The organism is Actinomycetospora straminea (assembly GCF_028737255.1).
In the GTDB taxonomy this organism is placed as follows: Bacteria; Actinomycetota; Actinomycetes; order Mycobacteriales; family Pseudonocardiaceae; genus Actinomycetospora; species Actinomycetospora straminea.
In genome coordinates, this window is the sequence record NZ_JAQZAN010000005.1 from 172521 (window position 1) to 198487 (window position 25967).

At 73.1% G+C, this 25967-nt stretch carries 16 protein-coding genes; 3 read left to right on the forward strand and 13 right to left on the reverse strand.

The window, feature by feature from the left end; genetic code table 11:
- Window positions 1-39: 39 nt before the first annotated feature.
- The 9 genes from PH190_RS09820 to PH190_RS09860 form a co-directional block, all read right to left on the reverse strand.
- On the reverse strand, window positions 40-2226 hold the full coding sequence (locus PH190_RS09820) for a phosphatase domain-containing protein (protein WP_274231320.1): 2187 nt from the start codon (window positions 2224-2226) through the stop codon (window positions 40-42).
- A 106-nt stretch (window positions 2227-2332) separates the two neighbouring features.
- Window positions 2333-2764 carry a DUF805 domain-containing protein gene (locus tag PH190_RS09825; RefSeq protein WP_274231321.1) on the reverse strand — a complete coding sequence of 144 codons (432 nt, stop codon included), beginning with the start codon at window positions 2762-2764 and terminating at the stop codon, window positions 2333-2335.
- A 10-nt stretch (window positions 2765-2774) separates the two neighbouring features.
- Window positions 2775-4334, reverse strand: a complete 1560-nt coding sequence (locus PH190_RS09830; RefSeq protein ID WP_274231322.1) for a class I adenylate-forming enzyme family protein — start codon at window positions 4332-4334, stop codon at window positions 2775-2777.
- 74 nt (window positions 4335-4408) lie between these two features.
- Complete coding sequence (locus tag PH190_RS09835; RefSeq protein WP_274231323.1) at window positions 4409-4966, reverse strand: TetR/AcrR family transcriptional regulator; 558 nt, start codon at window positions 4964-4966, stop codon at window positions 4409-4411.
- Between the two features lie 8 nt (window positions 4967-4974).
- The gene (locus tag PH190_RS09840) at window positions 4975-6513 is read right to left on the reverse strand and encodes an FAD-dependent monooxygenase (protein ID WP_274231324.1); all 1539 of its coding nucleotides are present in this window, start codon (window positions 6511-6513) and stop codon (window positions 4975-4977) included.
- 225 nt (window positions 6514-6738) lie between these two features.
- Complete coding sequence (locus PH190_RS09845; protein WP_274231325.1) at window positions 6739-8481, reverse strand: SulP family inorganic anion transporter; 1743 nt, start codon at window positions 8479-8481, stop codon at window positions 6739-6741.
- A 77-nt stretch (window positions 8482-8558) separates the two neighbouring features.
- Window positions 8559-9272: a DUF998 domain-containing protein gene (locus PH190_RS09850; protein ID WP_274231326.1), complete on the reverse strand. Its 714-nt coding sequence runs from the start codon at window positions 9270-9272 to the stop codon at window positions 8559-8561.
- Between the two features lie 328 nt (window positions 9273-9600).
- Complete coding sequence (locus tag PH190_RS09855; protein ID WP_274231327.1) at window positions 9601-10959, reverse strand: diacylglycerol/lipid kinase family protein; 1359 nt, start codon at window positions 10957-10959, stop codon at window positions 9601-9603.
- Between the two features lie 20 nt (window positions 10960-10979).
- Window positions 10980-12440: a DUF2252 domain-containing protein gene (locus PH190_RS09860; protein ID WP_274231328.1), complete on the reverse strand. Its 1461-nt coding sequence runs from the start codon at window positions 12438-12440 to the stop codon at window positions 10980-10982.
- An 810-nt stretch (window positions 12441-13250) separates the two neighbouring features.
- Between PH190_RS09860 and PH190_RS09865 the strand changes: the two genes are divergently transcribed.
- Window positions 13251-15146: an alkyl/aryl-sulfatase gene (locus PH190_RS09865; RefSeq protein ID WP_274231329.1), complete on the forward strand. Its 1896-nt coding sequence runs from the start codon at window positions 13251-13253 to the stop codon at window positions 15144-15146.
- Window positions 15147-15170: 24 nt separating this feature from the next.
- Window positions 15171-15530 (forward strand): GAP family protein, encoded by a 360-nt coding sequence (locus tag PH190_RS09870; protein ID WP_274231330.1) that lies wholly within the window; start codon window positions 15171-15173, stop codon window positions 15528-15530.
- On the opposite strand, the gene PH190_RS09875 is transcribed toward PH190_RS09870, so the two are convergent.
- Entirely contained in the window at window positions 15520-16581 is a 1062-nt protein-coding gene (locus PH190_RS09875; protein WP_274231331.1) for an alcohol dehydrogenase catalytic domain-containing protein, read from the reverse strand. The two genes, PH190_RS09870 and PH190_RS09875, sit on opposite strands and share 11 nt — an antisense overlap.
- Window positions 16582-16591: 10 nt before the next feature.
- Window positions 16592-17764 (reverse strand): serine hydrolase domain-containing protein, encoded by a 1173-nt coding sequence (locus PH190_RS09880; RefSeq protein ID WP_274231332.1) that lies wholly within the window; start codon window positions 17762-17764, stop codon window positions 16592-16594.
- 143 nt (window positions 17765-17907) lie between these two features.
- On the opposite strand from PH190_RS09880, the gene PH190_RS09885 reads away from it, so the two are divergent.
- A complete protein-coding gene (locus PH190_RS09885; protein ID WP_274231333.1) occupies window positions 17908-19545 on the forward strand; it encodes a flavin-containing monooxygenase in 1638 nt (545 codons plus the stop codon).
- Between the two features lie 49 nt (window positions 19546-19594).
- On the opposite strand, the gene PH190_RS09890 is transcribed toward PH190_RS09885, so the two are convergent.
- Both PH190_RS09890 and lysX read right to left on the reverse strand, forming a co-directional pair.
- Window positions 19595-22312, reverse strand: a complete 2718-nt coding sequence (locus tag PH190_RS09890; RefSeq protein ID WP_274231334.1) for a winged helix-turn-helix domain-containing protein — start codon at window positions 22310-22312, stop codon at window positions 19595-19597.
- Between the two features lie 144 nt (window positions 22313-22456).
- Window positions 22457-25870, reverse strand: a complete 3414-nt coding sequence (lysX, locus tag PH190_RS09895) for a bifunctional lysylphosphatidylglycerol synthetase/lysine--tRNA ligase LysX (protein WP_274231335.1) — start codon at window positions 25868-25870, stop codon at window positions 22457-22459.
- Window positions 25871-25967: the final 97 nt, after the last annotated feature.

Genomic DNA, 25967 nt, shown 5'->3' on the forward strand with positions numbered 1-25967 from the left:
CGGCGCGGGCCCCGGGAGTGCCGGCCGCCCCGCCCCGGGTCAGTAGATGCGGCGGAGCCGGGCGCCCCACGGCCGACCGTCGGGGTCGAGCACCATCCGGTAGGCGGGGTCGATCAGCCACCGGCGCTGCAGGGTCAGCCGGACCTGCTCGTGGCCGGGGACGTGGCGGCGCAGGCGACCGGGCGGGCGCGGGCCCTGCGCGCCGTCCGCGTGCCAGGCGTCGAGCGCGGCCGCGCGTGCCCGCACGGTGCGCGCGGCCCGGTCGGGGTCGAGCAGGTCGGTGTCGTCGGGGAGCTCGAGGTGCTCGCGCATCAGCTCGAGGCGCAGGCGCCGGGCGAGGCCGCGGGCACCGTCGCCCAGACCCGCGGGGTCCGCCGGCGCGCGTCCGTCGCGCTCCTCGTCGAGGACCGCGGCGACCAGCTCCGAGTCGTGGGTCCAGGAGCGGCTGTTGAAGTTGTTGCTGCCCACGGCCGCCCAGACGTCGTCGACGACGCAGACCTTGGCGTGCACGTAGACCGGGCGCTGCTCGTCGTTCTCGACGTCGAGGACCTGCACCCGCGGGCCGCCGGCCTCGTGCACCATCGCCAGCGCCTCGCCCTGCCCGAGCACGGCCGGTCCGGGCCGGTCGTCGTGCTCGGGCCGGGGCACGACCGCGATGAGGTGCAGCCGCGGGGCGCGGCGCAGGGCGGCGGCGAACACCCGGGCGACATCGGCGGACCACAGGTACTGGTCCTCGATGTAGACCAGCCGCTCCGCCCGGCCGAGCGCCTTGATCAGACCCCGGGCGATGCTGCGCTCGCCGCGGGGCGCGAACGGGTGCGGCGGGCGGCGGCGGGGATAGGTGCGCAGGACCTGGACGGCGCACCGTCCGGCCGGCGCCGGATCGGGCACCGGCGCGGGGAGCGGCGACCCCCGCCGGGGCAGGCGGTGAACCAGGTCGGGCACGACGTGCCAGGGCAGGCGCGCGAGCGGGGTCGGCTCCTCCCACCGTTCGCGGAAGACCTCCTCGAGGTCCCGGACCACCGGGCCCTGCAGCTCGACCATGGCGTCGTGGCGAGGGCTGCGGGTGTACTCGTCGGCGTTCGCGGCCGACTGCGGGTCCCCCCGGTGGACGATGTCGTCGCGGGCGCCGAGGACGAGGTCGATCCCGCCGACGTAGGCGACGTCCTCGTCGGCGCCGGTGTCGCGGCGGACGACGACGAGCTTCTGGTGGTGGCTGCCCAGCGGCCGGATCCGCTGGTCGAGCAGCACCTCCGCACCGGTCGCGAGGAGGTCCGCGGCGAGACGACGGTTCTGGGCGACGTGGTAGCCGAAGGCCTCCAGGTGCGAGCGCCACAGGAGCACGGCGAGCCGCGCGCCGCGTCGTGCCGTGCCGGCGAGCGCGGCGGACACCGTCGGCCCGTCGTCGCCGAGCTCCTGGTCGCCGTCGCCGCGCCAGCCCGCGACCAGGACCAGGTCGCCGGCGCCGGTGCCGGCCAGGCGGGCGGCGAGGGCGGCGTAGTAGGCGCCGCCGTGCACCCGCAGCCGGACCGCGTTGCCCTCGGTCCAGGCCCGCAGGCGGGTCGCCGGGTTGCCGCGCTCCTCGGGGGTGAGGAACCAGTCCTCGATCCTCGGCGGGCCGGTCACCCGGCCCAGGCCCAGCACCGCGCGCAGCCGCGGCAGCAGCTCCTCCCCGTTCGGGGCCTCCACCAGCGGCGGCGCGCCGCCGCCGAGGTCGTCGGGGCGCAGGTGCCGGACGACCCGGTCGACGTCGACCAGCCGGCGCATCGCGATCGCCGCCACCCGGCCGGGGTGGTCCCGCGCGAAGCCGGCGAACAGCTCCGGGTCGTGGCCGGCGTCGTCGCCGACGAGGACCCACGACGTGTCCGGGCGCTCCGCGGCCAGCCGGTCGAGCGCGGCGCGCTTGCGCACCAGCCCCGCGCCGACCAGCCACCCCGAGAACAGGGCCCGGCCGGCCGTCAGGAGCGTGCCCGGCGGGTAGTGGTCGTGGCGCAGTGCCGCCAGCAGTGGCCGGGACAGCGCCGGGGGCAGGGTGGTCAGGAAGAAGACGTCGGCCGCCCCCTCGTCGGCCACGGTGCGCAGCAGCCGCTGCATGCCCAGCAGTGACCGGCGGTCGCGCGGGCCCCGGCTCATCAGCACCCGCAGGCGGCCCCACTGCCGGTAGAGGGGCGCGAGCCGCAGGACGCCGTCGACGTCGTAGACCACGCCGAGCCGCGCTGCCTCCACGGGACCCCCTCCCCGGTCCTCGACCGGATCGCCGGACGGGACCACGCTGGCCCCGGCCCGATCCGGCGACCTCATCCGTCGCGGATGAGATCGCCGGCGGAGCCGGTCAGGACGCCGGCTGCTGCGGGCTCGGCTGCGCGCGACCGACGGCGACGTCCTGCTTGGGGTCCGGGCCGAAGCGGTTCGCGCCGCGGGTGCCCTCGATCGCCCAGAAGACGATCAGGACGATCTGCCCGACGATCGGGACGACGTAGAGGAGTGCCCACCAGCCGGAACGGTCGGTGTCGTGCAGGCGGCGGACGGCCACGGCGATGGCCGGGATCAGCACCGCCAGGCCGTAGAGCCCCTGCAGCAGGCCGGGCGTGACCACGAGCGTCCCCCCGGCGTCGACGACGGACGCCGTCCCGATCAGCCGGTCGACGAGGCCGAGCACCGCGCTCGCGAGGACGTTGAAGAGCACGAACATCCAGAACTCGGTGCGCCGGGCGCGCCCACCGAAGTCGGCGTACTGCTTGAGCGCCTTCAGGTACCACTGCATGGGACACCTCTCACGGAGTGTTGCGAGGAACGAGGTCGATCATCGGTCTGGTAGCCCGATCAGAGTATCCTTGATCACACTTCGTGAGAACCCAGGATCGCGGCGCGGTCGGGCTTGCCCTGCTCGGTGAGCGGGACGTCGGCCACGGCACGACGACCAGCGTCGCGGCGACGTCGCTGCCGTGCTCGGCGGCCACCGCGTCGCGGCACGCCGTCGCGTCGACGTCGGTGCCGGACCACGGCTGCACCGCGGCCACCCGCCGGTCGCGCGGGAGGTCGGCGACGACGACGGCGTAGCGCACCGCCGGCAGCCCCATCAGCGTGTCCTCGATGCCGGTCGGGGTGACCAGCCGACCGTCGACGACCGCGCAGTCCGCGGCGCGCCCCAGGATGTGCAGGTGGCCGTCGGCGCCGAGGCGGCCGAGGTCCCCGGTGCGGTACCAGCCGTCGACGAAGTGCTCGGCCTGCTCGACGGGGCGGTTGCGGTAGCCGCGGGTCATCGCCGGCGACCGCACCTCGATCTGCCCGGACGTCGGGTCGAGGGTGCCGTCGTCGCGGCGGAACCGGACCTCGACGCCGGGCAGGATTCGCCCGGCGCTGGTGGCGCGCTCGGGGTCGTCGGGGTCGTGCTCGGCCGGGCGCAGCGCGCTGACGATGCCCATCTCGCTGGCGCCGTAGGTGTGCTGGATGACCGGTCCGAGCCGCTCGCGGGCGCGGCGGCGCAGGGCCGGCGGCGCCGACGCCCCGATGTGGGTCAGCGTCCGCAGGCTCGACAGGTCGCGGCGCGCGACGTCGGGGTGGTCCATGAGCGCGACCAGCTGGGGCTCGACGAGGAACAGGTCGGTGATCCGCTCGGCCTCGATCTGCTCCAGCAGCGCGGCCGGCTCGGAGTCGTCGCGCAGCACCACCACGCCCCCGCCGATGATCGTCTGCGCGACGAGGATCTGCGTCAGGTACGCCTCCGCGCCCGACGCGAGCTGGCGCCGCTCCGGGCGCGGCGGGGTGGCGACCGCGGCGGCCCACGCCGCGACGTCGCGCACGCTGGCCTTCGGGATGCCGGTGGTGCCGCCCGACGACAGCACCGTGCCCAGATCCCCCGGCCGCGCGCGCGACACGACCGGCTCGGAGGACTGCGCGGCGGCGAGCTCGTCGAGGCGCAGCGGCACGCCCTCGACGGGGCCGACCGCGGCGACCGGCACCGTCGTCTCCGGCAGCCAGTGCGCGGTCTGCGGGAACACCACGACCAGGGCCGGGTCGATCTGCTCGAGCTGGCGCGCCCGCCGGTCGGCCCCGGGCGGCGCCGACAGGTACACCGCACCCGCGTCGATCAGGTGCGTCGCGTAGCGCACCTCGAGCGCCGCGGAACGGTTCGGTGCGTACTGGGCCACGAGGTCGCCCGGCCGAATCCCCAGCCCGTCGAGAGCCCGCGCACACCGGTGGATCGCGGCCAGCAGCTCCGCGCCCGTGGTCTCCCCGTCGGGGTGACGCAGCACCACCCGCTCCCCCGCCCCCGCCAGCGCGGCCACGATCTGCTCGACCGACGGGTGCACCCGGGGAGGGGTCCGACGCATCCGTCGCCACCCCCGGGGATCCCAATCGGCGTACGGCGGCCCGGCGGTCGACCGCTGGGGCGGGATGTGATGGGTCACGACGGGTCCTTCCCGGAGAGTCGGTCGACGAAGGTGTGGAGCAGCTGCTCGGCGCGGCCGGTGACGTCCTCGCCGCGGGCGAGGGCGAGCACCGCGATGCCGGTGGAGGTGGCCTGCAGGAGGGCGACCGCCGCGGGGTCGGCCCGGACGCCGGCGGCGGTGAGCAGCGCGGCGCCGACCGGACCGATGCCGGCGGCGAGGGCGCCGAACGCCTCGCGGACCGCCGCGTTCTGGTCGGCGGCCTGGGTGAGGGCGAGCAGGACCCGGGTGTGCTCGGGCGCCGCGAGCACCCGGGCGAGGGCGGCGATCTGCTCCTCGGGTCCGTCGGCACCCTCGACCGCCTCGCGCAGCAGCGCGACGCGACGGCGCACCGCCTCCTCGGCCACGGCCACGAGGAGGTCGTCGCGGGTCGGGTAGTAGTAGGTGAGGTGGCTCTGGCGCAGCCCCGCCTGCGCCGCGACCCGCGGCTGGGTGAAGCCCGCCGGCCCCGTCTCCCCGATCACCGCGAGGGCGGCCTCGACGATGGCGCGCCGTCTGTCGGGCCTGTCGGGCATCGCCGGTCCTACGCGACGGCGGGGACGGCGACCCCGAGGGTGTCGGCGAGGTAGCGGCGCAGGACGTGGGGGTCGGTGGTGTCGGCCACCAGGCCGACATAGCCGTCGGGGCGGACGAGCACCATCCCGTCCCGGTTGCCGTACGCGCGTGCGAGCGCGCCCTCGGGATCGAGGACGTCGCGGCCGATCGCCACGACCGTGCCGAGGTCCCCGAGGGTCGTGGCCAGGGCGCCCGGCCCACCGTGGACGAGCAGCAGAAAGCCGGGGGTGGCCTGCAGCTCCTCGATCGTCACGGGCGTGCCGTCGGGCCGCTGCAGGCCGTCGGGGTCCGGGGCGTGGTCACCGGCGCGCACGTCGCCGTGGTGGCGCCCGTGCCGCACCGACAGGGCGCTGTCCCGATAGCCGATGGTCAGTTCGGCCATCTGCGTGGCGGCGGCGTCGCTCACGCGCCGGACGTGGCCGACGAGGAACAGGGCGACGTCCCGGATGGTGCCGGCCGGACCGGAGGCGGTGCCGACGTCGGTGAGCAGCGTGGTCTTCCGGACGACCGCGGCCCCGACCGGGTGCCGCTCGTCGTGGTAGCTGTCGAGCAGCCGGGCGTCGGCCCGGCCGTGGACGACCAGGGCGAGCTTCCACGCGAGGTTGGCGGCGTCCTGCATGCCGGTGTTCATGCCCTGGGCGCCGGCCGGGCTGTGGATGTGTGCCGCGTCGCCGGCCAGCAGGACCCGCCCGTGGCGGTACTGCGGGACCTGGGCGTGGTGGACCTCGAAGTACGCCAGCCACCGGGGGTCGCGGACGCGGAGCCGCCCGCCCATCCGCGCGTCGGCGAGGGACTGGATCTCCGCGAGGGTCGGGGCGTCGGCGGTGGGCTCCTCGACGAGGAACATGACGCGCGCCCGGTCCCCGGCGAGCGGGAAGTGGATCCCCATCCCCTCGGGGTGGGTGAACATCCAGATGGTGTCGCGGGTCAGCGACGTGTCGACGTCGACGTCGGCCATGGCGAAGTGCTGGCCGTGGAAGGCGCCCTCCAGGTGCGTGCCGAGCAGGTGCCGCGTCGTGCTGTGGCCACCGTCGGCGCCGACCACCCAGCCGACCTGCTCGGTGCGCTCCCCCTCGGGTCCCGCCAGGGTGACCGTGACGCCCTCGCCGTCCTGCGCGAGCGCCGTGAGCCGGGTGCCGCGCTCGACGGCCACGCCGAGCTCGGCCGCCCGGTCGGCCAGGACCGCCTCGGTGTCGGGCTGCGGAATGTCCAGCACGTACGGGTGCCGGCTCGCGATGTCGCCCACGGGGATCCGCGCGCGGGTGTCGCCGCTGCGGCCGTCGGTCATGGCGAGGACGCCGATCCGGCGGCCCCGGGCCTCGAGCGCGGGCAGGACGCCGAGCGCCGCGAGCATCTCCAGGCTCCGCGCGTGCACGCCGACCGCGCGGGACTCGGTCGTCGGGGTCGCCAGCGCGTCGACCACCCGCACCGTGATGCCGAGACGCGCCAGCTGGCACGCCGCCGTCAGCCCGACCGGGCCGGCCCCGACCACGAGCACACCGTCCATGACCCCACGCCCCTCTGACTGGTAGACCAACCAAGCACAGTGCCCGGTGGCGCCGAGGTCAAGGACTACTTCGGGGTGTCAGCGGGTGGACACCGTCCGGAGCCGACGGACCGCTCGGCTCGACGCGCGGCCGGGGACGGACGCGGAGGTGCGCGCGTCGTGCTCGCCCCACGGGCTCCCGCCCTGGCTCGATGAGGCCCGGGCAGGCGCGACGACGCCCGGCCGTCACGGCGGCTCCGGTGAAGGACCCCATTCGGCCCCGGTCTCCCGTCGGAACGCGTCGATCGCTGCGTCCACGGTCGGGAAGAGGTGCGTCGGGTCGATGGTGCGCGTGAGGCCGTAGCGGTCGATCTTGCGCCGGACGGGGTCTTTCATCTCGGCGAAGATGAGGTGCACGTGACGTGCGTTCAGGGCCAGGTCGAGCTCGAGCAGCATGTCCGCCGCGGTGGTGTCGACATCGGTGATCGGCTCGGCAGCGACCACGATCCACCGTGGCACCGGAGCCGTGGCGGCGCATTGTTCCAGCCGGTCACGGAAGGTCCGTGCGTTCGCGAAGAACAACGGCGCGTCGAAGCGCACCACGACGCAGCCCGGCAGCAGCTCGGCCTCGGGGTGGAAGCGCACATCGTGGTACCCCGGAAGATCGGGGACCCGCCCCAGCACGGCCTGGTAGGGCCACCAGGCTCGGCGGAAGACGTTCATGACCGACAGACCGACGGCCACCGCGATCCCGGCGAGCACACCGAGGACGACGACGCCGAAGAACGCGGTCATCGACAGGGCGAACTCCGTGCGGCGGACCCGGAACAGCCGCACCGTGGCCGGCAGGTCCGCCAGCGAGATCGACGCGGCGATCACCACTGCGGCCAAGGTCGGCTGCGGCAGGTTGCGCAGCAGGGCGGGGCCCACGAGCAGTATCAGGGTGATCGCCAGGGCGCCGACCAGGCCAGTGACCTGTGTCCGCGCGCCGGCCTGTTGCGCCACGGCGGTCCGCGAGCCGCTCGTGCTCACCGGGAACCCCTGGAAGAAGCCTGCGGCGATGTTGGCCACGCCGACCCCGACCATCTCGCGATTGCCGTCGACGGTCCGGCCGGCGCGGGCCGCGAAGGCCGAGGCCGTGGCGATCGTGTCGGCCAGCGACACCACCGCGATGCCGGCCGCTCCTCCCGCCAGGGCCAGCAGGTCCGACACCGACACCTGCGGCAGCGTCAGCGGCGGGAACCCCTGCGGGAGCACCCCGATCAGCTCGACCCCGCGCTCACCCAGCCCGAACCCCACCGAAGCGGCGATCGAGAGCACCACGACCACCAGGACCGCCGGGGCTCGAGGCATGGCCCGGTGCAGCACGAGGATCAGGACCAGACCCGCCCCACCGACCCCGAGCGCAGCCGGTACCAGGGCGCCGTCCAGCACACCCCCGACGAAACCCACGACCTCGCCGCCGATCCCGCCGGCGTCGACCGAGAACCCGCAGAGCTTCGGGAGCTGTCCGACGAGGATCGTCAGGGCGAGCCCGTTCATGTAGCCGATCATCGTCGGCTTCGAGATCAGGTCCGCGACGAATCCGAGGCGGCCGAGCCCGGCGATCGCCATGATCGCACCGGTCAAGAGCGCGAGCGCCGAGGCCAGCGCGACCGCGCGCTGGGCGTCTCCCCCGGCGACGACCAGGGGGAGGATCGTGGCCGCGATCATCGGCCCGAGCGAGGAGTCCGGGCCGAGCACGAGGACCCGCGACGGACCGAACACCGCGTACGCGAGCAGGGAGAGGATCGAGGTGTACAGGCCCGTGATCGCCGGCAGCCCGGCCAGCTGGGCGTAGGCCATGCCCTGCGGCACGAGCAGCGCGGTCAGGACCAGGCCGGCCACCACGTCCTTCGACAGCCAGGCCGCCTCGTACGTCCGCAGCATCGTGAGCCCGGGTATCCGCGAGACGATGCGGCTGCTGCCGGCCTGCCCGCGCTCGCTCACACTGAAGGCTCCCCCCGCCTGGCTCCGAGACCGACGGTCCCGAGGACGGCCCGTCTGCCGTGCGGCCACGGCGTCACTCAGCCATCGACCGCCCTGGACCGAACCGTGTCACCGGAGCCGACACGCTCCGCGTCTCCGTGCGTCATCAGCATGACAGCGAGAACGACCATCCACAGCAGCCACGATGCGATGCTCAGCCGCTCGAAGAGGCCCATCCAGGGTGTGGGCCCTCCGGTCGAGACGGTGCGTGCCTGCACGCCCGTCAGGGCACCGAACACCACGAACGCCACGGCGCTGACGGTCGCGTAGAGCCGAAAGCGCCACCCGAACGCCGCGGCCGAGAACCCGATCTGCGACACGATGAAGACCAGCGTCACGACGGTCATCACGATGTGCCCGACGTCGTTGACGGTCGCTGGGGCGCCCGGCGCCATGTCCGCCCGGGACGTCATCGGGAACGCCAGCCACAGCAGCCCGACGATCGCGTGCGCGATGAGCAGGTCACCGGTCACTCGCAGCGCCCGTCGTCCGCCGGCCGCCCGCCGCACGCCGACCCCGAACGCGGTCAACAGCAGCGGCCAGATCGGAAAGACGGCGGTGAGGAAGGACGTCGCGGGCGAACCCGTTGCGGAGAGCTCGCTGACGGCCTGCGACACCGGGTCGTAGCCCTCGTACAGGCCGGCCGCGACGACGTCGTTGACGACGACGTACGCCACGGCATAGGCGACCCCGCAGGCGAGCAGGATCGGCGTGAGCGAAGTGTTGGTCGGTGGTCTGATCCTCGTGGACATCGACGCTCCTCGGGTGCGACTCGCGCCGTGCACCGTTCCGTGCTCTCCAGCGCGGAGGGAGGGCCGAACGACACCTGCGCGGCAGCGAAGTGCCCCCGCCGCCGACCGCACGGGATCACCACGACCGGCAACGGTCACGCCCGCCGACTGCCGCTCGTCCGAGCTCGCAGCATTCTCGAGCGGCGCTGACGACGGGTCGGGCCACCCGAGTTGGGGCCCCGCGGGACTTGGTCGCCGCCGCACCGCCGCTCAGCGATCCTGAGGATCGGCTGGGCTCACTCGTGCGAGCTGCCCGATCCGTGGACGTGGCTGGGGCGCGACGAGTTGCTCACGACGGTCGGGATATGCCTCCCCGCGGGCGCCGCGGGGCAGGTGCGGTTCGTCGACGAGCTGGCCGGGCCCTGAATGAGGCCAGCTGCCGCAGGGTCGGCCAGTCGATGGCCGGCTTGGCCGGGCGGATTCCGGGCCGGTCTCGAGGCACCCGGACACGCAGCGCCTTCGGCCGGATGGCGCAGCGGACAGGCGAGGTCATCAGGACGGTCTCGCCGTCGATCCCCACCGGGATCTCGGCCGTGTCGGCGTCGACGACCACTTCGCCGACGGTCAGCCGGGTCAAGCCCCGGCCCTTTCCGCCGCGCAGCAGCTCGACGCTCTGCCGTGCGCTGTCCACCGTCACGGCGACGACCCCGAGCGTCCCGGTGTCGAGCCGCGCCCGGCGGCTGAGCCCGGCGATGTCGCCGTCCTGGTACGGGTTGTTGCTCACCAGCAGCGCCTGCGGACCGGTGATCGTGCTTTCACCCGCGCAGGCCGCAAGCCTGGCGCCGCGGTGGCCGCTCAGGATCTCGGGCAGCATCTGCAGCGTCGTGCCCGCTTTGTCGTCGCGGTAGGCGGGGCTCTCCACCACTTCGGCGTAGGCGCCGAACGAGGCGTTGTTCACGAACGTGCGCCCACCGATGATGCCCAGGTCGATCTGCTGCTCCACCCCGTCGCTGGTGAGCGCGTCGAGGCAGGCGGCCGGGTTGTCCCGGTCCAGCCCCAGGTCCATCGCGAAGTGGTTGCGGGTCCCCGCGCTGACGACCAGGAACGGGAGATCGTGCTCGGCGGCGATCCCGGCCACCAGCGCCTGTGTCCCGTCGCCCCCGGCTACCCCGAGCAGATCGGCGCCCGCGGCGACCCCCTCTTCGGCCAGCTCCGCCGCGTCGACCTGGCCCGGGCCCTCCAGCAGTGCGACTTGGGCGCCGAGCGCCTCGGCCTTCTCCTTCAGGCCGAACTCGGCGACCTTCCCGCCGCCCGACTTCGGGTTCATGATCAGGAATGCGCGCCGTGGCGGCGGGACCTCGCGGACCGGCATGCCCGGATCCGCGACAACTGGGGTCAGCGCCAGCCGGGCGGTCGCGATGGCGACAACGACGAGCACCGGCGCCACGATGCCCACCCACAGGAGGTGGTTCAGGGCGAAGGTCACCAGCACCGCGATCGGGGCGAGGATCATCAGACAGAACGCCAGCCATCGCACCAGCCCTCGGTGGGCCAGGAACCAGTACGCGCCCGCCACCAGCAGGCACGCACCGGCCGCTCCCACACCGACCATCGCCAGGCTGGCCAGGCCCGCGAAACCGATCATCAGCGCCGCGGCGGCGAGCATCAGCGCGAAGGCCGCCCGGGCCAGCCAGCGCCGCCGCGTCATGGTCCCTCCGTGGTCGACGGTCATGTGCCCGTGTGCGCTTCGAGGCGTCCGGACCGGATCGCCGTCACGAACTCCTGGAAGTCCCGTTCGTTCTGGTCGGCATAGCGCTCCGCGAAGTCGGTGACGGCCCGGTCGAAGGCGTCGTCGTCGCCCAGGTACGCGGAGATGGCGACCGGATCTCCTGCTCGGGCGTGCGCCCGGGCCAGGGTCCATCCGCAGGTGCGGGCGTAGAAGGTGAGCCCGACCGGGGCCATCGTCTCGACGTCGACCGAGCCCTTCATGTCGCGAAGCTGGCGCCAGTAGAAGTGCCGGTTCGCGTCGAGCCCGGTGGTCCAGCCGAGGAAGATGTCGCTGGCCGCCTGCATCATCAGCTGTCCGCGCACGACCCGCTCGGCGTGCTGCCGGTACCGGCTCCTCGGCAGGTGGTCCTCCAGTACCGATGCGGTCGCCTCCTTGACCTGGAGGAACAACGGATCCTGCGCGTCGCGCCCCTCGAGCAGGACGATGAACGCCCGGGTGCCGACGCTGCCGACGCCGACCACCTTGCGGGCGCAGTCCACGACCTCGAAACGGTCCAGCAGCTGGCGTCGGTCCTCGGGAAGGGTGCTGCGATAGGAGCGCAGCTGCTCGCGCAGCGCATGTCCGACCTGGTCACGGGAGAGGCCGAACGTGGAGGCCAGATCGCGCGCCGGGACGACGATCGGTGGCTGGCTGACGATCCGGTACCGCCCGTCGACCACCTCGCCCAGCGTCGACAGCGCCTGCAGGCTGTCCCGTGTGTAGGCCTTCGCGCGGGTCCGTTCCGCCGTCTTCTCCGCCTTCCTGGCCTCCTTCACGGCCTTCTTCGCCTTCTTGTCCTTCTTCTGCTCCTTCTCGAGCTCGCCGGTGAAGGTCCGGACGGCCGTCATCAGCTCGTCGTCGGAGAGGTGGGAGTACCAGACGTCCATGGTCCGCATCCGGGCGAACTCGGCCATGGACTCCCGATAGGACCGCACCGAGGCGAACGTGGCCTCCCGCGCGTTCGACCTCGAGAACCCGTTGTTGCGCGCGGCGATCGTGACGCTCGCCGCCAGCCGCTCCACGTCGTACTCGAACGGTCCGGGCAGCGTCTCGTCGAAGTCGTTCACATCGAACATCAGCTTCCGCTCCGGAGAGGCGAAGACCCCGAAGTTCGACAGGTGGGCGTCGCCGCACAGCTGTGTGATCAATCCGGCGGTCGGTGTGCCGGCGAGGTCGGCGGCCATGATCTTCGCGCCGCCGCGGTAGAACGTGAACGGCGAGACCATCATCCGCCCGTGACGCACCGGCACCAGGTCGGGCTCGCGAGTGCGGTTCTGCCGTTCGATCAGATCGACCGGATCGGGGCGGTCTCCCGCAGGTTCCCACCCGGAGTGACACGACGGCGGCGTCCGCTCCCGTGCCTCCCGGCCCATGGCGGTTCGTTCGTCCGTGCTGGGATGCGCGACCGCTGTCACCACCATCCGATCCACCTCCGGTTCCGACGATGTCGCGACGGCGCTGGTCGGCGTCGCCCCCGCTCACGATGGCGCCGGGAACCGTCCGCGACCTGAGTGACATCGCTGGGCGCTTCGACTCACCCCGGCCGGTTCCCGGGTGGTGAGCTACTCGGCGCCGATTCTTTCTCCGCGCGTGACTCCCCAACCTCGTCCGCGGTGGGTGATGGCACGCCCTCGGCCCGCCCGTCCGGGACCGACCCCTCGAGGGTGCGGGCCGTCGTGCCGCCGAAGGGACGGCATCGGATCGGCAACCTGGTGCGGTCGTGATGGTCCGGCATTGCTGCTCCTCGGTTCGTGCCCGACCTGGCCCGGCAACGCCTCGGCCACCGTCGCGAGCCGCCGTGGCGGCCCCCTCGCGCCGTGGGGCCGTCGGACGGTTCGGCAGGGGTCTCAGGTACGGCGCGTCATGCGGCGCGTGGTGCGGCGTGCGGTGCGGCGCGCCATCCTGCGGGTGGCGAACATGGTGACCTCCCCGGGTCGCTTCCTGTGGTCGTCGCTGCGACGGCGGCCACCACCGCCACCTCCGCGGCGTGGGCGTCGGCACCGGGCGCGGCGCCACCCACACCGGACGAGGCATGCCCGCCCACCGGTCCCACCCGCCGGCCGTGCAATGGCACCGTCGGCGGTGCGTCGCGGCCGGGCCGCAGGACGGCTCGGCGTCGATCCACCCACTCCGGGTGACGCGCGGAACCCTCCTGCTCGTCACCGTGGACACACGTCATGCCTTGGCGTGGAAGGCACGCGAGGCGTCACCAGCGACAGAACGAGGACCCCGTGGCCGACGACACCGCTCCCCGCGCCCGCCCCGAGATCGTCGACGCGGCCTCCGCGCTGGAGTCCCGCTTCCCGTTCGCCGACGACGCGGCGTTCGCCGACGCCCGGCACGGCTACCTCGGCACCATCCGCGACGGGCTGGTGCACGCCGACGACGGCCGCGTGGTGTGGAACGCCGAGACCTGGACCCCGACCCTCGCGGGACCGCGCCCGGACACCGTGAACCCCAGCCTGTGGCGCCAGGCCCAGCTCGTGGCCATGCATGGGCTGTTCGAGGTCACCGACGGCATCTACCAGGTCCGCGGGCTCGACCTGTCCAACATGACGATCGTCGAGGGCGACCGCGGCGTGATCGTCATCGACCCCCTCATCTCCACCGAGACCGCCGCCGCCGGCCTCGCGCTCTACCGCGAGCACCGCGGCGACCGCCCGGTCAGCGCGGTGATCTACACCCACAGCCACGTCGATCACTTCGGCGGCGTGCGCGGCATCGTCTCGGGCGACGACGTCGCCGCCGGGCGGGTGCCGATCCTCGCTCCGGAGGGGTTCCTCGAGCATGCCGTCGCCGAGAACGTCTACGCCGGCGCCGCGATGAGCCGCCGCGCGGCGTACATGTACGGGGCCGCGCTGCCCGTCGGCCCGGCGGGCCAGATGGGTGCCGGGCTGGGCATGACCACCTCCACCGGCACCGTCACCCTGATCCCGCCGACCACCGACATCACCCACACCGGCCAGGAGGAGACCCTCGACGGGGTCCGGATCGTCTTCCAGGTCACCCCGGGCACCGAGGCGCCGGCGGAGATGAACTTCCTTTTCCCCGACCGGCGCGCCCTGTGCATGGCCGAGAACGCCACCCACACCCTGCACAACCTGCTCACCCTGCGCGGGGCTCTGGTCCGTGACCCCCGCGCCTGGGCTCGCTACCTGACCGAGGCCATCGATCTGTTCGCCGACGACACCGACGTCGAGTTCGCCTCGCACCACTGGCCCACCTGGGGCCGCGACCGCATCGTGGCGCTGCTGTCCGAGCAGCGCGACCTCTACGCCTACCAGCACGACCAGACCCTGCGGCTGCTCAACAAGGGCTACGTCGGCGCCGAGATCGCCGAGATGCTCGAGGTCCCGCCCGCCCTCGAGGCCGCCTGGAACACCCACGGCTACTACGGGTCGATCAGCCACAACGTCAAGGCGGTCTACCAGCGCTACATGGGGTGGTTCGACGGCAACCCCGCCCACCTCTGGCAGCACCCACCGCAGGAGGCGGGCCGCCGCTACGTCGAGGTGATGGGCGGCCCCGACGCCGTGCTCGTCGCGGGACGGCGCGCCTTCGACGCGGGCGACTTCCGCTGGACCGCGGAGCTCGTCAGCCACCTCGTGTTCACCGACCCCGCCAACACCGCTGCCCGCGAGCTCGAGGCCGCCGCGCTCGAACAGCTGGCCTACGGCGCCGAGAACGGCACCTGGCGCAACTTCTACCTCACCGGCGCCCTCGAGCTCCGCGGCACCTCCGTCGGCACCCCCATCGTCGCCGCCTCGCCCGACATGATCGCCCAGCTCACCCTCGACCAGCTCTTCGACAGCATCGCCATCCAGGTCGACGGACCGAAAGCCTGGCACCTCACCTCCGCCGTCGACTGGACCATCGACGACACCGCCTACTGGACCCGGCTCGCCAACGGCGTGCTCACCCACGGCGAGGGCACCGTCCGCGGCGGCGCGGACGCGCGCGTCGCCGTCGCCCGGACCGGGCTGCTCGCCCTGCTCAGCGGCGCCACCACACCCGAGGCCCTCACCACGTCCGGCGACCTGACCATCGACGGAGCCGGCGACGTCCTGACCACCGTTCTCGGCGTCCTCGACCCCCCGGACCCCGGCTTCGCCATCGTCACGCCCTGACCCCGATCAACCGAGGAGCGCGACGTGGGTGCTGCCATCGGAGCGGTCCTGCCCCTCGGCATCGGCGTGGCACTGAGCCCGGTACCGATCATCGCCGTGGTGCTGATGCTCGCCACACCTCGTGGACGGGTCAACGGGCCAGCGTTCATCACCGGCTGGGTCCTCGGACTCGCCGTCGTCGGGGCCGTCGTCCTGGCGCTCTCCGCCGGAGCCGGCGCCGCCGAGGGCGACGAACGACCGGCCGCCTGGGTCTCGATCGTGAAGATTCTTCTCGGGGCGGTGATGCTGGTGCTCGCGGTCCGGCAGTGGCGCGACCGACCCCGTGCGTGCGCTCCCCCGGGGCACCAGGAACGCACACACGGGGCGCGCTCGGTCAGAAGGTGATGAGCGGCTTGATGATCCCGTCGCGCTTGTGCGTCATCATGTCGAAGGCCTCCTCGACCTGGTCGATGGCCATCCGGTGGGTGGTCATCGGGGTCGGATCGATCTTGCCGTTCACCATCAGGCGCATCAGGCGCTCCATGCGCAGCCGCCCGCCCGGGCACAGGTCGGTGACGATCTTCTTGGACGCCATGCCCAGCCCCCACGCGTCCAGCGGCATGGTCACCGTCGGCCCGGACTCCCCGTGGTACCCGACGTTGGACAACGTCCCGCCGGGCCGGGTGGCGTAGAGCGCCGCCTCGAAGGTGACCTGGTTGCCCAGCGCCTCCACCGTGGAGTCCGCCCCGCCGTCGGTCAGCTCGACGATCTGCTCGGCGACGTTGCCCGACGCCGGGTCGATGACCACGTCCGCGCCGAAGCGCCGCGACATCTCCTGGCGGTTGGGGATGCCCTCGACGGTGATGACGAGCCCGGCGCCGCGCAGCTTGGCCCCGATCGTCGCCGACAGGCCCACCGCGCCCTGCGCGAAGATCGCCACCGTGCCCCCGACGGGGATGTTGGCGTTCTCCGAGCCGATGATGCCGGTGGAGAGCATGTCGCAGGCGTAGACCGCCGCCTCGTCGGAGAGCCCCTCGGGGATCGGCGCGAGGTTGTAGTCGGCGTCGTTGACGTGGAAGTACTCGGCCATGTTGCCGTCCTTCTGGACGGTGAACCGGTAGCCGCCCAGCGGCCCACCGCACTGCGAGGTGTAGCCGGCCTGGCAGTTGTCGCACGTGCCGTCGGGCGTCACGGCGTTGACCGCGACCCGGTCGCCGACCTTCATCGAGGTGACGCCCTCGCCGACCTCGTGCACGATCCCCACGCTCTCGTGCCCGAGCAGCCGCCCCTCCGGCACCGGCAGCAGCCCGGCGACGGTGTGCACGTCGGAGGTGCAGATCAGCGCCCGCGTGGTCTTCACGACCGCGTCGCCCGGCCCGGCCCTCGGGATGTCCCGCTCGACCAGACCGAACTTGCCGGTGCCGAGGATCGCGAGCGCCTTCATGGTGTCGGACATGGGTCCTCCTTCAGAGGCTCGAGTAGAGGGCGGCTTCGACGTCGCCGTAGAGCTGCCAGGCTTCGTCGGTGATGAACGGCAGCGAGTTGGTGTAGATCGACGCGCAGACACCGGTCGAGCGGTCGACGAAGAAGTGCGTGTTGAACAGCCCCGCCCAGGCGCCGGTCCAGGCCCGGCGGGCGCCCGGCAGGTCGACGGTGTTGAGCAGCAGGCCGTAGCCCCACGTCCAGCCCTCACCGAGGGTCAGGGTGCCGGTGATCGAGGCGTCGGCGCTCTCGATCACGGTCGGCATGGGGGCGCCGTCGAGCTGGTCGGTGAAGGCCGCGTCGACCGTGGCTTCGTCGAGGATGCGGACCCCGTCGAGCTCGCCGCCGCGCAGCAGCGCGCGCTCGAAGCGGATGTAGTCGCGGGGGGTCGAGTGCAGCCCGTGGCCGCCGGCCCACCACTGGGGATCGTCCGGCAGCACGTTCCCGGCAGAGCCCCAGGTGCCGTCCTCACCCCGCACGTGCACGGCGGTCTTGTTGGCCTGGCGCCCGTCGTCGAGGGCGAACATCGTGTCGTCCATCCCGAGCGGTCCGGTGATCCCCTCCTTGATCACGACGTCCAAGGTCGTGCCGGCGACCTTCTCCACGACCTTGCCCAGCCAGTCGGTGTTGATGCCGTACTCGAACTTCGTGCCCGGGTCGGCCACCAGGGGCGCCCCGAACGCCGCCAGATCGCCCGGCACGACGTTGGGCAGACCGGTGACGTCCTCGTACTTCTTGAGATCGGCGTTCCAGAACCAGTACGACAGCCCCGAGGTGTGGGTGATCAGATGCTTGACGGTGGCCTGCGACGTCGGCGCGCGCAGCCTCGGGGTGTCGCCGTCGAAGCCGTCGAGCACCGGGAGGTCGGCGAACTCGGGGACGTAGTCCGCGACCGGCTGGGAGATGTCCAGCTCGCCGCGCTCCACCTGCTGCAGCGCCGCCGCGGTCGCGACCATCTTCGTCATGGACATGATCCGGAAGTGGGTCGAGGTGGAGACCGGCTGCGGGCCGGCGTCGGTCAGACGGACGCCGGCCGCGCCCTCGTAGATCACTCCGTCGGCGTCGGCCGCGATGGCGGCCACGTGCGGCACGCCGCCGCGCTCCACCGCGGACGACAGCACTCTGTCGATCCCGGCTCCGTCGATCGATCTGGGCACCTCGGCCTCCTCGGTCGGTGTCGCTCCCCATGACAACCCCGGAGTGACCCAGGTCTCCCACCCCTTCGGGTGGTCGTCTCGGGCCCGGACGCCCGCAGCCTCCGTGCAGGGCGATCGGGACCACCTGACGAGAGGACCTCACGGTGACGACATCAGCTCCTGGGAACACGAGGGAACCCACCGCGACATCGGAGGTCGACGCTGTCGTCCTCGGCGCCGGGGTCGCCGGGCTCTACCAGCTCCATCAGCTGCGCGAGCAGGGCTTGCGCGTGCGGGCGTTCGACGCCGCCGGAGACGTCGGCGGGACGTGGTGGTGGAACCGCTACCCCGGGGCCCGGTTCGACTCGGAGGGCTACATCTACCAGTACCTGTTCGACGAGAGCCTCTACAAGGACTGGTCGTGGAGCCAGAAGTTCCCCGGTCAGCCCGAGATCGAGCGGTGGATGCACTACGTCACCGATCGACTCGGCCTGCGGGAGGACATCCAGTTCAACACCAGGATCACGGTCGCGAACTACGACGAGGACCGCGGACGGTGGCTGGTGCACACCGACCAGGGCGACGTCGTCGACACCCAGTTCTTCATCTCGTGCGCGGGGATGCTGTCGGCACCGTTGAAGAACATCCAGGGCACCGACGACTTCCGGGGAGAGCTCGTCTTCAGCTCCTCCTACCCCGCCGAGGGCCTCGAGCTGGCCGGCAAGCGCGTCGGCGTGGTCGGGATCGGCGCGACCGGCATCCAGATCATCCAGTCCATCGCCGGCGAGGCCGGGCACCTCACGGTGTTCGCGCGCACCCCGCAGTACGTGCTGCCGATGAAGAACCCGACCTACAGCGAGGAGGACCAGCAGGCCTACAAGGCGCGCTTCGAGGAGCTGCGGGAGACCATCCCGCACACCTTCACCGGGTTCGAGTACGACTTCGAGCACGCCTGGGCCGACTGCACCCCGGAACAGCGCGAGGCGATCCTGGAGGAGATCTACCAGGACGGCTCGCTGAAGCTCTGGCTCGCGGGCTTCGGCGAGATGTTCTTCTCCGAGGAGGTCTCCGAGGTCGTCTCGGAGTTCGTGCGCGGGAAGATGCGCGAGCGGCTTCGCCACGACCCGCACCTCGTCGACACCCTGGTGCCGACCGACTACGGCTTCGGCACCCATCGCGTCCCGCTGGAGAACGGCTACCTCGAGGTCTACCACCGCGACGACGTCGACCTGGTCAACGTGCGGAACAACCCGATCGCGCAGATCACCCCGACCGGTGTCGAGCTGGAGGACGGCACGCACCACGAGCTCGACGTCATCATCCTCGCGACCGGCTTCGATGCCGGCACCGGAGCCCTGACCCGCATCGACATCCGCGGACGCGACGGCCGGTCCCTGGCCGACGAGTGGGGGCGCGACATCCGCACCACCATGGGTCTGGCCAAGTACGGCTACCCGAATCTCCTCACCACCGCCGTGCCCCTCGCGCCCTCGGCGGCGCTGTGCAACATGACCACCTGCCTGCAGCAGCAGACCGAGTGGATCACCAACGCCGTCAAGGACCTGCGGGCGGAGGGCAAGACGACCATCGAGCCCACCGCCGAGGGCGAGGACGCGTGGGTCGAGCACCACGAGGAGGTCGCGAGCGCCACGATCGTGCCGCGGACCACCTCCTGGTACCTCGGCTCGAACGTCCCGGGCAAGCCACGGCGCCTGCTGTCCTACATCGGCGGGGTCGGCACCTACCGCCGCAAGTGCGACGACGAGGCGGCCGCGGGCTACCCGGCCTTCACCCGCCGCTGAGGACGGCGACGGGGGCGGCACCGATCGGATCGGGCCGCCCCGTCCGCCGTCAGTCCGCGAGGACGCCGGCGCGCCGTGCGACCGCGACGGCCTCCGTGCGGTTCGCTGCCCCGAGCTTGGTGTAGATGGTCTTCAGGTACCACTTGACCGTGTTGACGGTGACGGCCAACGACCGCGCGACCTGCTGATTGGTCCGGCCGACCGCGAGCATCCCGAGGATCTCGACCTCGCGGCCGCTGAGGTCGAGCCCACCGGTCGTGGGAGGGTCGTCGAGCGCAGCCAGCGCGGCCAGCCCGGAGAGCGCCTCCGGCGAGCACGGGTCCTCGGTGGGCACGGGCCACGCGCCGGTGCGGCTCCGTGCGAGCAGGCGATCCACCACCGCCGCGACCGGGGGCCCGCCATCGAGGACGAGTTGCGGAGCGCCGGCCTCGAGGACGGGTCCGACCACCGCGGCCAGCGTGCGCTCCGCGGCGAGCCGGCGTGCGGCCAGCTCCTGGATCGCCGCCAGGCGCACCCTCATCGCTGCCTCGGTACGGCGCTGGCCGCGTGTCGCGGCGTCGGCGACGACGCCCTCGAGCAGCCCCGCGGCCCGGTCGTACTCGCCCTCGGCGGCGTGGACGGCAGCCAACCCCGTCGTCCGCAGCTGTTCGATGACGACGCCGATACCGCCCCGCTGGTTCGAGCCCTCCGGGAGGTCGCGGACGACCCTGCGCGCCTCCCGCACGCGGCCCGCCGCGACCAGTTGGTCGATCCGTTCCACCCCGACCGCCGCACGCAACCGCGGCAGGTCCAGGCGCTCGGCGACGCGGTGGCCCTCCGCGAGCAGTTCCGCGGCCTCGGTCGGCGCGCCGCGGTGGGCCTTGATGCGCGCGAGCAGTGCGTAGCTCGCGACCATGAAGTCCACGACGCCGCTCTCGGCGCCGAGCTCGCCGCTCTCGACGAGCAGGTTCTCCGCCGCGTCGATCTCGCCGCGCGCGTAGTGCAGCTCTCCGAGCAACGCCCCGGCGAGCTGCGCGGCGTGCGAGCGGCGTCCGGCGGAGGCCCGGGCCAGCTCGACCGCGTCCCGGAAGTGCTCCTGGGCGCCGCGCACGTCCAGCTGCTCGAGGGCCGCGATCCCGGCGAAGCAGCGCCCGTACACGCCGGCGAAAGGTCCCGTCGTGCGGTCGTGGAACGGGCGCGCCCACCGCTGGCGCTCCTGCGCGGCGTGGTGGCGCCGGGCGTAGATGTCGCAGAAGGACTGGATGTTCGCCGCGACGGCGACCACCCAGGGCCGGAACCTGCGGGGGTGGTCCAGGCTGCGCCGGACGAGCGACTCGGCGCGCTCGGTCCGGTCTCCGTAGATGTCGATGCAGGCCTGGACGACGTCGGCCTCGTTGTGCAGGTCGTCGTCCCGGTCGGGGGTCGGCAGGACGGGGCGCAACAGGTCGAGAGCCGCCTGCGCCTCACGCGTGCGCTGGAGCAGGCAGTTCGCCCACGCGACGGCCATCAGGAGCGCAGGGCGGTCGTCCGCGGCCGTGGCCGGCAGCCGCCCGATCAACCCGAGCAGGCTGACCATGCGGCTGTGCTCGACCAACGGCATGGCGTGCGCTTCGACGAGATCCGTCGCCCGCACCACGTCGCCGGCGGCGAGCGCGTGGGTCACCGCTTCGGTCACGAGTCCGTGCTCGGCGAACCACGCCGAGGCGGTGACGTGCAGAGCCGCGACCCGGGGGTGCTGGTCGCGCGCCAGCCGCCGCCGCAGGTGGTCGGCGAACAAGTGGTGGTAGCGGAACCACTCACGATCATCGTCGAGAGGACGCAGGAACAGGTCACGGCGCTCGAGCTCCTCGAGCATCGCCTGACCGTCGGCACGGCCGGCGAGTGCACCGGCGAGCTCGCCGCAGAGCCGGTCCGCGACCGACGTGGCCAGGAGGAAGTCGAGAATCTCGGAAGGGAGCGCGTCCAGGACGTTCTCGGCGAGGTACTCCCCCACCGAGTGGTGACGGCCCGAGAACCCGCGGATCAGCTCCGCCGGGTCGGCGGCCGCGCGCAACGACAACGACACGAGCTGGAGCGCGGCGACCCAGCCGTCGGTGCCCTCCGAGAGTCGCGCGACGTCGTCACCGTCGAGCCGCAACCCGTTGAGCTCGACGAGGAACTCGCGGGTCTCGGGGAGATCGAACCGCAACACCTGCGCGTCGAGCTCGATGAGCTGCCCCCGGACCCGTAGCCGGCTCATCGGCAACTCCGGGCGACGTCGACTGGTCAGCACGACCGACAGGTTCGGCGGCGCGAAGTCGAGCACGTGCACCAGAGCCCGATGAACATCCGCGTCCTCGACGAGGTGCCAGTCGTCGAACGCCAGCACGACCGACCGGTCCTGGGCGGCGATCCGCTCCAGCAGCACCGAGAGCGTGTAGCCCTGCATGTCCTCGGCGTTCTGCTCGATCAGCTCGACGAGATCGCCGATCACGTCCTCCTCGGCCGGCACGGCGCGCCGGACCGCCTCGAGCAGGTGGGACAGGAACCAGTGCGACGCGTTGTCGTCCCGGTGCAGGCCGAGCCAGGCGACGACCGCACCACCAGCCCGCAGCCGCTCGAGCCACTGCACGGCCAACGTCGTCTTCCCGTACCCCGCCGGCGCGTGGATCACCGTCAGGCGGCGTACCCCGCTGTCCTGCAACACCCCCAGCAGCCGACTCCGCTCGATGACGTTGTGGACGTGGGTCGGTGCGCGGAACCGGACCGAGGCGTCCTGCGGCACCGCACGCCGTTGCGCGACCGTCATCCGCAGCCCCCGTCCTCGACCGAGTGACGGACACCACGTTCTCACCTCGAGGTGCCTCGACCCACCCCTTCGGGTGGGTCGACCACAGCGAGGCCCCTGAAGGGGGGCAGATGGAGCGCGTGCTCGCGACGTCGCCGCCCGGCGTCAGCGCCCGGGTCGGACGATCGGGAACAGCAGGCTCTCGCGGATGGTGCTGCCGGTCAGCATCATGACCATGCGGTCGACGCCCATCCCCAGCCCGCCCGACGGCGGCATGGCGTACTCGAGGGCGAGCAGGAAGTCCTCGTCGAGCTCCATCGCCTCGGCGTCCCCACCGGCCGCCAGCAGCGACTGCTCGGTGAGCCGCTTGCGCTGCTCGACCGGGTCGACCAGCTCGGAGTAGGCCGTCCCGATCTCGGCGCCGAAGCAGACCAGGTCCCAGCGCTCGGCCAGCCGCGGGTCGTCGCGGTGCTGGCGGGTGAGGGGGGACACGTCGGTCGGGAAGTCGCGGTAGAAGGTCGGTTCGAGGGTGTGGTCCTCGACGAGGTGCTCGTAGAGCTCCAGGACGACGGCGCCGCGGCCCCAGTGCGGGTCGTACGGGACGTCGACGCGATCGCAGTGGCGGCGCAGCTCCTCGATGGTGGTGTCGGCGGTGACCTCCTCGCCCAGGGCGTGCGAGATGGCCGCGTTGACGGTCGTCGCGCGCCAGGTCCCGCCGAGGTCGTACTCGCGGCCCTGGTGGACGACGACGGTGCCGCCCAGCGCGGCGCGGGCGGCCTGCTGGATCATGTCCTGCACCATCGTCTGCATGGTGTTGTAGTCGCCGTAGGCCTCGTACGCCTCGTACGCCTCGAGCATCGTGAACTCGGGGTTGTGGGTGGCGTCCGCGCCCTCGTTGCGGAAGTTGCGGTTGAGCTCGAACACCTTCTCCGCGCCCCCGACCATGAGCCGCTTGAGGTACAGCTCGGGGGCGATGCGCAGGTAGAGGCGCATGTCGTAGGCGTTGATGTGGGTGGTGAACGGCCGGGCGTTGGCGCCGCCGTGCACCGGCTGCAGCATCGGGGTCTCGACCTCGAGGTAGCCCCGCCCGGTGAGGCACTCGCGCACCGCGTGCACGGCGTCCGACCGTTGCCGCAGCATGCGGCGGGCCCCGCTGTTGACCACCAGGTCGAGGTAGCGCTGCCGGACCCGGGCCTCGGGGTCGGCCAGGCCGCGACGCTTGTCGGGCAGGGGGCGCAGGCACTTCGCGGTGATCGCCCACTCGGTGGCCAGCACGGACAGCTCCCCGCGGCGCGACGTCCCGACCTCGCCGGTGACGCCCACGTGGTCGCCGAGGTCGACCTGCCGCGCCCAGTCGCGCACGCCGTCGCGGCCGAGCCGGTCCGCCGCGAGCATCACCTGCAGCTGCGTGTCGCCCTCCTGCAGCACGGCGAAGCACAGCCCGCCGAAGTCGCGGACGCGCACGACCCGGCCGGTCACGGACACGCGCTCGCCGGTCGCGGCGTCCGCCTCGAGGTCCCCGGAACGGGCCCGGACCTCCGCGAGGCTCGCAGTGCGCGGGTGCCCGACGGGGTAGGGGTCGACGCCGTCGGCCAGCATCCGGTCGTACTTCGCGTGCCGCACGCGGACCTGCTCGGGCAGCCGGGAGCGGCGGGCCGCGAGCGTCGCCGCCACGGGATCCTCCGCTTCGGCCGGGGACGGCGCGGGGAGGACGACGGCCGGACCACCCTCGGCGGCGAGGCCGCGGCGTTGCAGGGTCCGCAGGCTCGGGGTGGTGAGGAACCCCTCCGCGGCCGCGGCGGCCAGACCGAGCCGCGGGAGGTCGCGGGCGGCGCGGAAGCACAGGTAGCGCGGCGTCCAGATCGGCTGGTACTTGGCGTTCGCGCGGTAGAGCGACTCGAGCTGCCACCAGCGCGACCCCAGCACGAGCAGGCGCCGCCACAGCCGGACCACCGGGCCGGCCCCGATCCGCTCGCCCTGCTCGAACGCGGCGCGGAACATCGCGAAGTTGAGCGACAGGCGGTCCACCCCGAGGGTGCGCGCCTGCTCGACGAGTGAGGCGACCATGAACTCGGTCAGGCCGTTCTCGGCGCTGCGGTCGCGGCGCATGAGGTCCAGGGACAGGCCGTGGCGGCCCCACGGCACGAACGACAGGAGCGCGCGCAGCTCCCCGGCGCCGTCGAAGCACTCGACCAGCACGCACTGCCCGTCGGCCGGGTCGCCCAGGCGGGAGAGCGCCATCGAGAAGCCGCGCTCGGCGTCGGTGTCGCGCCACGCGTCGGCGCGCTCGACGACCTCCTTCATCTCGTCCGGGGAGAGGTCGGCGTGCCGTCGGACGCGGACGGTGTGGCCCGCCCGCTCCACCCGGCTCACGGCCTGGCGGACCACCCGCATCGACCGGCCCTCGACCGAGAACTCCCGGACGTCGAGGACCGCCTCGTCCCCCAGCTCGACGACGCTCAGCCCCGCGCCCGCGTAGGCGCGGGCACCGCGCTCGCTCGCGCCCATCGCCGCCGGCAGCCAGCCGTACCGGCGCGCCTCGTCGAGCCACGCCTCGATCGCGCCCGGCCACGCCTCCGGATCGCCGATCGGGTCCCCGCTGGCGAGGCTGACGCCGGAGACGACCCGGAAGGTCACCGCGGACTTGCCCGTCCTCGAGAACACGGCGGCCTTGTCGCGGCGGGTGGCGAAGTAGCCCAGGGAGTCGTCCTCGCCGTACTGGTCGAGCAGGACCCGCAGCCGCTGCTCGTCGGCGGGGTCGAGCCGGCGGCGGTCGGGCCGCGGCCGGAACAGCACGTACGCGGCCGCCAGCACGGCGAGGGCGCCGAAGAGCCCGCACAGGAACGTCACCGCGCGCGGTGCGGCGCCGTCGATGCCCACCGCGCCGGGGTCGCCGAGGCCGCCGAGCACGTAGGTGACCGCCCACCCCAGCCGGTCCGCGGCGCTGGTCAGCGTGCCCGGGAACAGTGCCAGCAGGCCCCAGCCGAGCAGCGTGCCGGCGAGGACGACGGCGAGGTACGTCCCGAGCGCACGCCACCCGCTGTGCCGCTGCGTCCGCGCGGTGAACCGCGGACGGGCGACGAGCAGGATCGCGAGCGCCGCGACGCCGAACACCAGCCGCAGCCACGTCCCCGTGCCCCCGACGAGGAGGGTGACCGGGTCGGGCGCGTCGGTGTCGATCGTGAGCTCGACGCCGCCGAGCACGTGGCTCAGCACGACGTAGGCCACGACGAACCACCACGCCGCGCGCATCCGCCGGCGCACGGCGGCGGCGAGGATGCCCAGGAACGTCGCGGTGGCCAGGCTCGGCGGCGCCCCGACCGACACGACCTCGATCGCGGTCCGCAGCCACTCCAGGGGTGCGCGCAGGGGCGGCACGACGGCGGTGACGGCGCAGAAGACCGCGACGAACGCGAGGTAGCCGGCGAGGAGATCCGGCACCCGGTCGGCGAAGCGCGCCGTCGCCGACCCGCCCGCCGGTGCCGGTGCGTCACGGCGGGCCGCGGGCGGCGACGGCGGCTGCGCGCGGGACCCGGTCCGGGAGGCCTGGGGCGGCTCGTCGGCCGTCAGCTCGACCATGTCGTCTCTCCGAGAGGGTGTCGCCGGCCCCGGCGCGCGTCCCGGCCCGGGCTTGTGCCGTCAGCATGACGATCAATTCGGTGACCGGATACAGCGA

Bases quoted from the DNA above. Each gene is read 5' to 3' on its own strand.
- PH190_RS09835 (WP_274231323.1), bottom strand. From the start codon at position 4,966: ATGCCCGACAGGCCCGACAGACGGCGCGCCATCGTCGAGGCCGCCCTC.
- lysX (WP_274231335.1), bottom strand. From the start codon at position 25,870: ATGGTCGAGCTGACGGCCGACGAGCCGCCCCAGGCCTCCCGGACCGGG.
- PH190_RS09855 (WP_274231327.1), bottom strand. From the start codon at position 10,959: ATGACGCGGCGGCGCTGGCTGGCCCGGGCGGCCTTCGCGCTGATGCTC.
- PH190_RS09890 (WP_274231334.1), bottom strand. From the start codon at position 22,312: ATGACGGTCGCGCAACGGCGTGCGGTGCCGCAGGACGCCTCGGTCCGG.
- PH190_RS09840 (WP_274231324.1), bottom strand. From the start codon at position 6,513: ATGGACGGTGTGCTCGTGGTCGGGGCCGGCCCGGTCGGGCTGACGGCG.
- PH190_RS09825 (WP_274231321.1), bottom strand. From the start codon at position 2,764: ATGCAGTGGTACCTGAAGGCGCTCAAGCAGTACGCCGACTTCGGTGGG.
- PH190_RS09860 (WP_274231328.1), bottom strand. From the start codon at position 12,440: ATGGTGGTGACAGCGGTCGCGCATCCCAGCACGGACGAACGAACCGCC.
- PH190_RS09875 (WP_274231331.1), bottom strand. From the start codon at position 16,581: ATGTCCGACACCATGAAGGCGCTCGCGATCCTCGGCACCGGCAAGTTC.
- PH190_RS09850 (WP_274231326.1), bottom strand. From the start codon at position 9,272: ATGTCCACGAGGATCAGACCACCGACCAACACTTCGCTCACGCCGATC.
- PH190_RS09830 (WP_274231322.1), bottom strand. From the start codon at position 4,334: ATGCGTCGGACCCCTCCCCGGGTGCACCCGTCGGTCGAGCAGATCGTG.